Origin of the sequence: Micromonospora sp. NPDC049799 (genome assembly GCF_040656655.1) — a bacterium.
GTDB lineage: Bacteria > Actinomycetota > Actinomycetes > Mycobacteriales > Micromonosporaceae > Micromonospora.
The window spans coordinates 1-1,006 of record NZ_JBFAMU010000936.1 but is presented as its reverse complement, the minus strand read 5'-3'; the positions used below and the strand labels follow the sequence as shown (position 1 = coordinate 1,006).

The following is a 1,006-nucleotide window of genomic DNA, read 5'->3' as shown; positions in this document are numbered from 1 at the left end:
AGCCGGGCGGCGACCGCCGCCGGGTCGGCGCGCAGCAGCCAGTCGCGCAGCGCCTCGACGGTCTCGGTGAGCTCCGGCTCGATGGCGTCGGCGTCGGCCACGTCCACCCCGAACGGAAGGGTCGCGCGCAGCCGCTGGTCCTCCGCCGCGAGGGCGAGCAACTCCTCGACCAGCGCGTACCGGGTCAGCGCACGGATGCCGACGGTCAGGTGCAGCGAGCTGGACTCCTGCGCCTGGGCGCTGTGCAGCCACCCTCGCGGCAGGTAGAGGGCGTCGCCGGGGCCGAGCACCACGTCCAGCGCGGGAGCGCCCTCGGCGGTGGCCGAGACCTCGTCGGCCCGGCCGCCCCAGGGCTGCTTCTCCAACGGGTCGGGCAGCACGGGCGGGTGGATCCGCCAGTGCTTGCGGCCGTCGACCTGGAGCACGAACACGTCGTGGGTGTCGTAGTGGGTGGCGAAGCCCTGGCTGCCGGCCGGCGTCAGGTAGGCGTTGACCTGCAACGGCTGCCCGAGCGCGGTGCCGAGGTCCCGGGCGAAGTCGATCAGCGCCGGCCAGGTGCGGTGCAGCCCCTGGAGGACCAGGGTGGCGCCGCCGGCGTACAGCTCCAGGACGCGCTCGTCGAGGACCTGGTCGCCGATCTCGGCGCCCGCGCCGCCGCCGCCGGTGTAGCGCGTCGCCGGCAGCAGCGCGCCGTCGCGGGCGATGCGCAGGAAGGGGGTACGCAGACCGCGCCGGCTCAGCAGCTCGTCGGCGTCGGCGGGGCTGAGCAGGTCGGTGAACCCGGCCGGGTTGGGCAGCTCATCGGCCCGCGACAGCAGGGGTGTCCGCCCCCAGTGGGCGGTGGCGAACTTGCCCGGCTCGACCGACACGCAACGGGCCAGGGCGGCCGTGGACTCGGACGAAGCCGCCGGGCGGCCGTGGTGGCCGCCCGGCGGGTCGATGTGCGTCACGGTTGAAGAACCCGGACAACTTCACCCACACCGTCGGCCTCCAGTACCTGTCCGGC

The 1,006-nt window shown here is 75.0% G+C and carries 1 protein-coding gene; it reads right to left on the bottom strand.

Going from position 1 to position 1,006, the window contains the following annotated elements:
* The coding region (locus AB0I76_RS30770; protein ID WP_357042879.1) for a cupin domain-containing protein at positions 1–950 on the bottom strand (950 nt) is incomplete at its 3' end.
* Positions 951–1,006: the final 56 nt, after the last annotated feature.